The sequence below is a fragment of the Microbacterium sp. GXF7504 genome, assembly GCF_054798235.1.
In genome coordinates this window covers 660,981-670,894 of record NZ_JBSJZI010000003.1, presented here as the reverse complement: position 1 = coordinate 670,894, position 9,914 = coordinate 660,981, and the positions used below count along the sequence as shown (strand labels likewise).

8 protein-coding genes and 1 tRNA gene are annotated in these 9,914 nt (G+C 72.4%); 3 read left to right on the top strand and 6 right to left on the bottom strand.

All coding sequences use genetic code 11. From position 1 onward, the window contains the following. Positions 1-381: 381 nt before the first annotated feature. Positions 382-1,677 carry a CDP-glycerol glycerophosphotransferase family protein gene (locus ACWAUO_RS10555; RefSeq protein WP_460775240.1) on the bottom strand — a complete coding sequence of 432 codons (1,296 nt, stop codon included), beginning with the start codon at positions 1,675-1,677 and terminating at the stop codon, positions 382-384. A gap of 40 nt (positions 1,678-1,717) precedes the next feature. On the opposite strand from ACWAUO_RS10555, the gene ACWAUO_RS10550 reads away from it, so the two are divergent. Further along, positions 1,718-2,812: a glycosyltransferase family 2 protein gene (locus ACWAUO_RS10550; protein ID WP_460775239.1), complete on the top strand. Its 1,095-nt coding sequence runs from the start codon at positions 1,718-1,720 to the stop codon at positions 2,810-2,812. 3 nt (positions 2,813-2,815) lie between these two features. On the opposite strand, the gene ACWAUO_RS10545 is transcribed toward ACWAUO_RS10550, so the two are convergent. The 3 genes from ACWAUO_RS10545 to ACWAUO_RS10535 are packed head-to-tail and all read right to left on the bottom strand — an operon-like array spanning position 2,816 to position 7,102. Next, positions 2,816-4,264 (bottom strand): CDP-glycerol glycerophosphotransferase family protein, encoded by a 1,449-nt coding sequence (locus tag ACWAUO_RS10545; protein WP_460775238.1) that lies wholly within the window; start codon positions 4,262-4,264, stop codon positions 2,816-2,818. Further along, complete coding sequence (locus ACWAUO_RS10540; RefSeq protein ID WP_460775236.1) at positions 4,261-5,523, bottom strand: CDP-glycerol glycerophosphotransferase family protein; 1,263 nt, start codon at positions 5,521-5,523, stop codon at positions 4,261-4,263. Before ACWAUO_RS10540 ends, ACWAUO_RS10545 begins: the two co-directional genes overlap by 4 nt. Positions 5,524-5,566: 43 nt before the next feature. Next, positions 5,567-7,102 carry a S1C family serine protease gene (locus ACWAUO_RS10535; protein WP_460775235.1) on the bottom strand — a complete coding sequence of 512 codons (1,536 nt, stop codon included), beginning with the start codon at positions 7,100-7,102 and terminating at the stop codon, positions 5,567-5,569. Positions 7,103-7,199: 97 nt separating this feature from the next. On the opposite strand from ACWAUO_RS10535, the gene ACWAUO_RS10530 reads away from it, so the two are divergent. Next, positions 7,200-8,405, top strand: a complete 1,206-nt coding sequence (locus tag ACWAUO_RS10530) for an aminotransferase class I/II-fold pyridoxal phosphate-dependent enzyme (RefSeq protein WP_460775233.1) — start codon at positions 7,200-7,202, stop codon at positions 8,403-8,405. A gap of 1 nt (position 8,406) precedes the next feature. Here the strand turns inward: ACWAUO_RS10530 and ACWAUO_RS10525 are convergent, their stop codons facing one another. Next, positions 8,407-9,210: a carbon-nitrogen hydrolase family protein gene (locus ACWAUO_RS10525; RefSeq protein WP_460775232.1), complete on the bottom strand. Its 804-nt coding sequence runs from the start codon at positions 9,208-9,210 to the stop codon at positions 8,407-8,409. Between the two features lie 88 nt (positions 9,211-9,298). Here ACWAUO_RS10525 and ACWAUO_RS10520 point away from each other — a divergent pair. Continuing rightward, a tRNA-Met gene (locus tag ACWAUO_RS10520) sits at positions 9,299-9,372 on the top strand. A gap of 74 nt (positions 9,373-9,446) precedes the next feature. Here ACWAUO_RS10520 and ACWAUO_RS10515 read toward each other — a convergent pair. Next, positions 9,447-9,911, bottom strand: a complete 465-nt coding sequence (locus ACWAUO_RS10515) for a MarR family winged helix-turn-helix transcriptional regulator (RefSeq protein ID WP_460775230.1) — start codon at positions 9,909-9,911, stop codon at positions 9,447-9,449. Between the last annotated feature and the right edge of the window lie 3 nt (positions 9,912-9,914).

Here is a 9,914-nt window from a genome sequence, read left to right as displayed (position 1 = left end):
TGGCATTTGACAAGTGCACGCTGTTGAGTTCTCAAGGATCGGACGCTCCCGCCTTCACGCCTCACGACGCTCCCTGCAGGGCAACTTCACAATCATACCCGTTCTGTTCAGTCTGTCAAGTCGGCGCTTCGCTCCGATCGAACCGGAGCAGTGGTCCCAGACATGACTGATTGAACAGTCGGGGTTCCCCATCCTACCCCGCCTCCGACCCGCTCGCAATGAGCGGATCAGCGGGATGATGAGGATCGTCCGCCGCGTGAGGTGGCTGCCTTCCGGCGCTCTTCCCTGTGGGGCGAACAAGAGAAGAATCTACGTGGGATCCGGGAGGTCGGCAAATCGGCGTCCACCGCCGGGCGTGTCGGGACTCCCCCGTCGCAGCTGTCAGTCGTCGCCGTCCACGCCGTCAACCGTGTCCACGTCGCGCTCCGCCTGCTCCTGTTCGAGTCCGCCGGCGCCGCTCCGCCGCTCCCACTCGTCCCACCGGCGCATGAGTTCCTCGACGGCGGCGTGGAAGCGCGCGGTCGGTGCGCCCGGTGCCGTGTCTCCGAAGTAGCGCTCCACCCAGTACTGCAGGCGGGCGACCGCATCCTCGTCGTCGCGCAGCCGGTCGACGAACGCCGCGATCCCGCGCGCGTCCTCCGCATCCAGCCACTCGCAGGCGGAGAGGTAGCCGCTCGTGTCCACCGCGGCACGCTCGTCCACCGGGCGGGTGATGAGCAGCGGCTTGTCCGCAGCGAGCCGGTCGTAGACCATCGCCGAGATGTCCACCACGGCGACATCCGCCGCGGCGAGCTGCCAGCCGAGCTCGGGGCCGTCGTCGTACACGTGCTGCGCGGCGGGGTCGGCGGCGTTCGCGGCCTCGATCGCGGCGATGATGCGCTTGTTCGCGTCGCCGTACGCGTCCTTGACCACGCCGCTGCGCGGATGCGGGCGGTAGATCACGCGGTGCCGGCCGGTCTGCAGCAGTGCGGACACGAGTGCCTCACCGTGCGTGATGACCGACCCGTAATGCGCGGAGGGGCGGTCGCCCTCCCAGGTGGGGGCGTACAGCACGACGGTCCGGTCGTCGGGTGTGTACGGAAGCGTGCCGGAGTAGTGGTCCGCCTGCGGCCGGCCGATCGCGAACGTGCGACGCTCGACGTCGTAGTCCCACAGCACCCGCCCGAGCCGCTCCTTCGCGGCGTCGCCGGCGATGAACGCGTAGTCGTAGGCCTTGAACTGGTTCGTGGTCATGTACATCTTGTCGGACTCGCCGTGGTTGATGAACACGTGCCACCGGCGCCCGTACCGGAACATCTGGAAGTTGCGGGTGTTCTGGTTCACGTACAGGACGATGCGGATGTCCTGCGCGGCGACGACCCGCTCAAGGTCCCGGACCGTCGGCACGAACGCCACACGGAGGTCGGTCTCCTCGAGGAGTGCGCGCGCACCGCTGCCGACACGGCTGAGGATGAGCACCGGCCAGATGCGGTCCAACTCCTCGAGCGGCTTGTACCACTGGCGCATCTGGTACATGTTCACGGCGCCGTCGGCGAAGTAGACCGCGATCCGGTACTTCCGCTCCGGCATCGGCGGCAGCGCCTTGAGCCGCTGACGCACCTCCGCCACCGCCGCCCGGTTGTCGAGCACCTTGGCGGCGAACGCCCGTGCCTTCCGCAGATCCTTCGCGACTCGCATCGTTCCAGCCTAACCGCGGGCCCCGTGGCATGATCGTCGGATGCAGGTGAACCGGGACGGCCGTCGGGACGCGCCGGTACCGGCGCCGGATGCCGGCGTCTCGTTCGTGATGCCGGTGCTCAACGAGGTGCGGTACCTCGAGCGCGCCGTGCGGACGGTCCTCGAACAGGATGTCCCGGGCCCGATGGAACTCGTGCTCGCGCTCGGCCCCTCGTCCGACGGCACGAACGACCTCGCACGGCGGCTCGCGGCCGAGGATCCGCGGATCGTGCTGGTCGACAACCCGGCGGCGGACATCCCCGCCGGACTCAATCTCGCCATCCGACGCAGCACCCTCCCGACGATCGTGCGCGTCGACGCGCACTCCGAACTCGCCCCCGGATACACCGTGCGGGCCCTTGAGACGCTGGCGCGGGTGCGCGCGGCGAACGTCGGCGGCGTCATGCACGCCGACGGCCGGTCGCCGTTCCAGCGCGCCGTGGCCCGGGCGTACAACTCCCCCATCGGTCTCGGCGGCGGCGCGTACCACGGTGGCACGAAGGAGGGTCCGGCGGAGTCGGCGTACCTCGGCGTCATCCGCCGGGCGGTGCTCGAGGAGGTCGGGTTCTTCGACGAGACGATCCGCCGCGGTGAGGACTGGGAGCTGAACCTGCGGATCCGCCAGGCCGGCTACCGGGTCTGGTTCGACCCGGCGTTGTCGGTGACGTACTGGCCGCGCGAGAGCTGGCCGCGACTCGCGCTCCAGTTCCGGGCGACCGGCGCCTGGCGCGGGGAGCTCGTGCGCCGGTACGGCCGGCGCAACTCGCTGCGCTTCTTCGCACCGCCCCTGCTCGTGCTGGCGGTGGTCGCCGCAGCGGTGGTCGCCCTGCTCCAGGCGCTGCGCGTCCTCAGCGGCCTCACCGCGCTCATCGCCTCCGTCGTCTACTTGCCCGTCGCCGCCTACGCGCTGCTGGTCGCGGCGGTCGCCGCCGGCCGCGGCGGCGGGATGGGTTGGCGCGACAAACTCTGGACCCTCGCGGTGCTGCCGACCATGCACCTGTCGTGGGGCACCGGGTTCTTCGTCGGGCTCGTCACCCGTGCGAAGCACACCGTCGACACCTCGCGGCTCGGCGATCGGAACACGCCGCTGCCCTGACGCTCAGCGGCTGACGAAGCCCTGATCGAGGATGCGGGCGACCACCCGCTCGGCGGCACGGCCGTCGTCGCGCGCGTTGAACGTCGCCCGCCACGTCGCATACCGCTCGGCGTACTCGGGCGCCGGCGCCTCGGCGAGCGCCTCGACGAGCTCGGCCTGCGTGCGGACGAGCGGCCCGGGCGCGCGCTCGGCGAGGTCGAAGTAGAAGCCGCGGAGCTCCCCGCGGAAGTGTTCGAGGTCGGGGACCAGGAAGACGATCGGCTTGCCCGTGACGGTGTAGTCGAACATCACGGACGAGTAGTCGGTCACGAGCGCGTCGGCCGCGAGCAGCAGCGTGGTGGTGTCGCCGAAGCCGGTGACGTCGACGACGCGCGCCCCCTCCGCATCCCGCCCGGGGAGCAGGGTCCGGGAGTGCCCGCGCACCAGCACCACCGAACCGGTCGCCTCGGCGAGCGCCTGCGGATCGATGAAGTCGACCATGTGGTCGCGGTCGTCGCGCCAGGTGGGCGCGTACAGGATCACCCGCTCGTCCGGACCCAGTCCGAGCGCCGCCCGCGCCTCGGCCGGGTCCCCTGTGACGAGGGCGTCGTTGCGCGGGTAGCCCTCCACCCACACCGGACGCGTGAGGAAGGCGTAGGCCTTCGACAGGATGCGGGCGGCGTACGGGTTCTGCGCGAGCAGGACGTTCCACCGTCGGGACTCGCGCAGCACCGCCAGCATCCGTCGCGGGTCGAACCCGGGCCGGTGCAGCGCCAGCCGTTTCAGCGGTGTGCCGTGCCAGGTCTGCAGCACGATCTGGCCGGGGTGGCGGACGAACCGGCGACGCAGCCAGTCGTTCACGACGAGCAGCCTCGCCCTGGCACGGGCGCGCCACCAGGCGGGCGTGCCCTCCACGACCGGGATCGCGCCCTCCGGCACCGCGACGGAGAGGTCGACGACGCTCCAGTAGCGGGTCACGGCAGGCGCGGTGCGGGCGAGTTCGCGGTCGATCGCGAGCGGGTTGCAGCCGACGGTGCGCCCGTAGAAGCTCTCGAAGAACACCGCGTTCTCGAGCTCGCCTGCGCGGCTGGCGTAGCGGCGCTCCAGCGCGTCCTGTCCCTCGGCGGAGTCGTAGACGGGGTCGACGGGCGGGTCCACCCGCACGACCGTGCCGTCGAGGGTCGCGCGCACGGTCTCGAGGAGCGTCGGCTCGACGCGCAGGTCGGCGAGTTGCTCGGCGGAGGGACCGCCGTCGACGGCGAGCGCGTAGTCGCCGGTCGGCAGCGGCAGCACGGGACCGTTCCACCGGGATGCGGCGAGCGGCACGGTGAGCGTCCAGGTGCCGTCGGCGAGCTCGACGACGCCGACGGTGCGTGCACGGGCACCGGTCAGCACGGCGCCGGCGGGCGGCTCGGTGTCCCCCGAGAGGACGAGCGCGGCCTCGGGCGCGCCGACGAAGCCGGCTGTGATCATGGACGTCCCCCTGGATCGGTGGTGCGCCGACGGAGCGCGGCCACGATGGCACCGTACACGCGTTCGGTGTTCCGGCCGTCGCGGAACGCGTGCATCCGCCGACTCAGCGCCTCCGCACGGCGCACGCGCCCCTCGCGCACGACCGGATCCGTGAGCGTGGCGCCGATCTGCGCGATCGCCTCGGACCAGTCGGTCGCCCACGCGGGACCGGCGACGTCCTCGTATCGGCCGTAGAACCCCCGGGTGCGGGCGTACGGCTCGGCGTCGGGGGCGAGGAACACGGTCGGGACCGGCACGAGCGCGGCGTCGAACGCGAGCGAGGAGTAGTCGGTGACGAGCACGTCGAGCGCGGGGAGCGCCGGGGTGATGTCGGGCACGAGCGAACCGGGGATGCCGCGGACCCGCGCGGTCCGCCGCGGCGGGCGGTACTCCCCCGCACCGAGCGGGTGCGACCGGACGAGCAGCACGGCGTCGGTCCGCTTGAGCGTGTCGACGATCGCCTCCCATTGCGCGGCGTCGGGGACCGCGGGGTCGGGCGCACCGTCTCGCCAGGTGGGGGCGTACAGCACGAGGCGGGCGTCGCCGAGCTCACCGACGGCGTCCTCGACGACCGCACGGGCGCGTCCGCGCCGTTCCTCGGCAGTGCCGCGGGAGAGCACGTCGGTGCGGGGTTCCCCGGTGACCGGCACCCGGTCGGCGCGGAGCGAGAAGGCGGACTCCAGCCGTCCGCGGACGAGGTGCGACGCCGCGGGGATCAGCGAGATCCGCCGGGTCGCGCCGCGGTACATGACCGTCAGCAACCGGCGTACCAGGCGCGAGGAGGGCAGGATGCCGCTGCGCACCGTCTCGGGCGAGTCGATGCCGATCCGCTTGAGCGGGATGCCGTGCCACAGCTGCACCACGAACGCGCCGCGGACGGCGTAGCGGTTGACGTCGCCGAACCCGTGCGTGACCACCACGACGCGCGCGCGGGCCGTCGCCCACAGCGCGCGGACGGACGACTTCGGGAGCGTCCGGATGCCGCGCGCCCTGGCGGCCGCATCCTGTGCGGGACCGTCGACGAGCCACACCGGGTCCTCACCGTGCGCCCGTGCGGTCTCCCACAGGGCGAGCGCGCCGTCCGCGATCCCGGCGGCGGACCCGATGACCCACCGGTCGCGCGTGCGCGGGACGACGAGCGTCAGCAGTGCCCCGGCGGCGTACAGCGGGATCGCGGCGAGCTTGCGCGCGTTGCCCGCGCCGAACGAGAAGGACGCCACCCCGCGAGCCTATCGCGGCGGTGGCGTCCTCCCCGGAGGCGGGTCAGAGCGTGCCGAGGGTGACCTCGACGGTCTGCGTCTTCCCGTTGCGCACGTAGGTGAGCTCGACCGTCTGGCCGCCGGCGGCGGCCCGCACCTGCGCGGTGAGGTCGATCGACCCGGTGACCGGGGCCCCGTTGAACTCGGTGACGATGTCACCGGCGCGCAGGCCCGCGGCCTCGGCCGCACCGCCCGAGGTCAGCTCCGAGATGTAGGCGCCGGTGATGGTGGCGTCCTCGACCGCGGTCGACGGCTGCACCGTCGCCCCGAGCAGGCCGTGCGTGGCGGCGCCGTCGGCGATGAGTTCCTCCGCGACGCGTTCGGCGACCGAGGACGGGATCGCGAAGCCGACGCCGATGTTGCCGCCGGTCGACGAGGTGGACCCCGCGTTGGCGATCGCGACATTGATACCGACGAGTTCGCCGGCGCCGTTCACCAGCGCACCACCCGAATTGCCGGGGTTGATGGCCGCATCCGTCTGGATGACCGCGATCTTGATCGTCTCCGACGCGGACTGCTGCGGCGTGCGGCCCTGACCGAAGTCGAAGAAGAACGGACCCTCCTCGCCCTGCCCGCCGTCCTCCGGTGCCTCCTCCTCGTCGCCGGAGTCGGGCGCGGCGGACGAGGCGATCTGGATGGACCGGTGCAGCGCACTCACGATGCCCTCGGTCACGGTGTTCGAGAGGCCGAGGGGCGCGCCGACCGCGATGGTCTGGTCGCCCACGTTGAGGGAGTTCGAGTCGCCCCACTCCGCCACGGGCAGGTCGGACGCCCCGACCAGCTTGATGACGGCGAGGTCGTACATCGGGTCGGTGCCGACGACGGTGGCGTCGAAGATGCGGCCGTCCGAGGTGGTGACCTGCAGGTCCGGGTCCGCGACCGTGCCGTCGAGGGTCACGACGTGGGTGTTGGTGAGCACATAGCCGTCCTCACTGAGGATGACACCCGACCCGGAGCCGCCGCTGCCGTTGCCGGAGGCGGCGATCGTGACGACCGTGGGCACCACCTTCGCGGCGACCGCGGTGGTCTGGGTGACCGAGTCCGTGTCGTTCACGGTGACCGCGGTGCCGCCGGTGGCGGTCGTGGTCTGCTCGTCGCCCCAGAGCACCTCGCCGGCGTAGGCACCCCCCAACCCGGCGGCACCGCCGACGACCGCCGCGGCGACGAGGAGGCCGACCAAGCGGCCGGCACCGGAGCGTCGCGCGGGCGTGGCGGGTGCCGGGGCGACCGGCGCGGGACCGATAGGCTGCGTGGGACCCGTGGCCGCGAAGTGCGGATGCTGGGCGGCCGGGCCGAACGCGTGCCCGGAGGGGGCGCCCGGGTACACCGGACGGGCCGCGGTCTGCGGCAGCGGGGGCCGCGGCGGGATGACACCCGCCTGGAAGGCGGGGCCCACGGGCTGCTGCGGTGCCTGCGGCTGCGGTGCGGCCGCGCCTGCAGTGGTCGGGGCGGACGCGGGCTCCTGGGACGCCGGCGTCACGGGGGTGTCGGACGAGGAGGATGCGGGCTGCTCGGGGACGGTGCCCTCGGTGTCGGTCATGGTTGCTCCTTCTGACAAGCACCCTCACTCTGACGGCCGGGTCTGTGCGTTGCCTATGGCGGGATTGGGACGTCCCTATGCGAGTAACCTGTGTCCGATGCGAGACATTCCCGGCGCCTGGCGGCGCACCGCGGCGGGCGCGGGACTGCTGGGGACGGACGGCGCGCCGGCCCCGACCATCTTCGCCGAGATGAGTGCGCTGGCCGCATCCACCGGCGCTGTGAACCTCGGGCAGGGGTTCCCGGACGAGGACGGTCCTGCGCAGGTGCTGGAGGTCGCGCGCCGCGCGATCGCGGACGGCGTGAACCAGTACCCGCCCGGCCGCGGGCAGGCGGACCTGCTGCAGGCGATCGCCGAGCACCAGGAGCGGCACTACGGGCTGCGGCCGGATCCGGGTCGCGACGTGCTCGTGACGGCCGGTGCCACCGAGGCGCTCGCCGCGGCGATCCTCGCCCTCACCGGCGACCCGGACGACGAGGTCGTCGTCTTCGAGCCCCACTACGACGCGTACGCGGCGCTCGTGGCGCTCGCGGGGGCGCGCCTGGTCGGCGTGCCGCTGCGGTGGCCCGACTTCCAGCCGGATCTCGACGAGCTGCGCGCCGCGGTGACCGATCGCACGCGGGTCATCCTGGTGAACGACCCGCACAACCCGACCGGCGCGGTGTTCTCGGCGGAGGTGCGTGCCGAGATCGTGCGGCTGGCGCACGAGCACGACGCGATCGTGGTGACCGACGAGGTCTACGAGCACCTGGTGTTCGACGGCGTCCGGCATGTGCCGATCGCCACGGAACCGGGCGCATGGGAGCGGACGCTGACGATCTCCTCCGCGGGGAAGACGTTCTCGCTCACCGGATGGAAGATCGGCTGGATCTCCGGCCCGGCCGCGCTCGTCGACGCCGTGATGACGGTGAAGCAGTTCCTCACCTACGTGAACGGCGCGCCGTTCCAGCCGGCGGTCGCGACGGCGCTGCGCCTCCCGGACGCCTTCTTCACCGGGATCGCCGACACCCTGGCCCGTAAGCGCGACCTCCTCGTCGCAGGACTCGAGGCGGCCGGGATGACCGTCTCGGTCCCCAAGGGCACCTATTTCACCGTGGCGGATGCGGCTCCGCTCGGGGCGACGGACGCGGACGCCTTCTGCCGCGAGCTGCCCCGACGCGCCGGGGTCGTCGGCATCCCCCTCACGGCGTTCGTCGGACCGGACCGTCGCGACCGGTACGCGAGCCTGGTGCGCTTCGCCGCCTGCAAGCGCGTCGAGGTGCTCGAGGACGCCGCGCGGCGCTTGTCCGCCCTCCGCGACTGAGTCAGGCGGGGGTGACCCGGTACCGGCGCAGGCGCAGCGCCGGGTTCAGCCGCCGCACGTGCGCGACCGCCCCGGGGTCCACCGGCGCGACCGCCACGTCGGTGCCGGTGCCGAGACCGGCCAGCACCACACCCTGCGGGTCGATGATCGACGACCGGCCGACGCCGAGGGGCGCCGGGTGGTCCGCGGCGGCGACGAAGACGGTGTTCTCGATCGCCCGTGCCCGCAGGAGGGTCGTCCACTGATCCTCCTTCAGCGGCCCCCGCACCCACTCCGCGGGCACGAGGAGGAGGTCGGCACCGGCGTCGACGAGCACGCGCGCGGACTCCGGGAACCGCAGGTCGTAGCAGGTCATGATCCCGCAGGTCACACCGCCCACCTCGAACACCTGTGCCGGGTCGAGGGGGCCGGGCGCCACCCAGTCCGACTCGCGGCTGCCGAACGCGTCGTACAGGTGCTGCTTGCGGTACACCGCCACGATCCCGTCGCCGTCCACCGCGACGACCGTGTTGTGCACCCGCTCGCCGTCGGCCGCACGCTCGAGCACACCGGCGACGAGGTGCACGCCCAGCCGTGCCGCGAGCGCCCGCAGCGCCCGGGTGAACGGACCGTCGAGTTCCTCGGCGCCGTCCCGGATGCGGTCGTCGAACGGGTCGATGAAGAAGCTGGCGTACTCCGGGAACACCACGAGCGTCGCACCGCGCGACACCGCGCGCTCGGCGAGCTCCACGACGGTCTCCCGGTTGGCGGCGTGATCCGCGGAGGGTGAGAACTGGGCGACGGCGACGACGGGACCGGTGGACATGTCCCCATCCTCGCGGCGGCGCGCCACGCCCGGCAACCCGGCCCCGATTCGCCCTCTCCCCCGGCGCGTGCTAACGTAGAAGACGTGCCGCGGGGTGGAGCAGTTCGGTAGCTCGCTGGGCTCATAACCCAGAGGTCGCAGGTTCAAATCCTGTCCCCGCAACGAAACGAAGAGGCGTCCCGAAAGGGACGCCTCTTCTGCATTCCCGGCCGTGCCCCGCCGGCCGACGCGGATGATCAGTCGGCCGGGTCGATCGCCGCGGCGAGCTTCAGCAGGAACCCGCTGATGACTTCGAGCTGCTCCGGCGGGTACTCCGCCGCGACCGTGCTCATCGCCTCGAGGCTCTCGCGGAAGTGCACGAAGAAGCTGCGCTTGGAATGGTCGGTGAGCGCGACCACCCGCGCCCGCCGGTCGGTGGGGTGCGGCAGGCGGACGACGTGCCCGGCGTCGGCGAGCCGGTCGATGAGCTTCGTGGTGGAGGCGGTCGAGATGCGCAGGTGCTTCGCGAGGTCGTGCGGGCTGACCGCCTCCCCGCGCTGCTCCCGCATGATCAGCATCCTCAGCGCCGCGAGGTCGGTCATGTTCATGGACATGTCGTCCTTCATGCCGCCGTACATGCGGTCCATCGCGTCGCTGACGGCACGGATCGCCGTGAGCACACCCGTGACCTGCGGGCTGCGCATGGGAGGCTGTGCACTCACCTC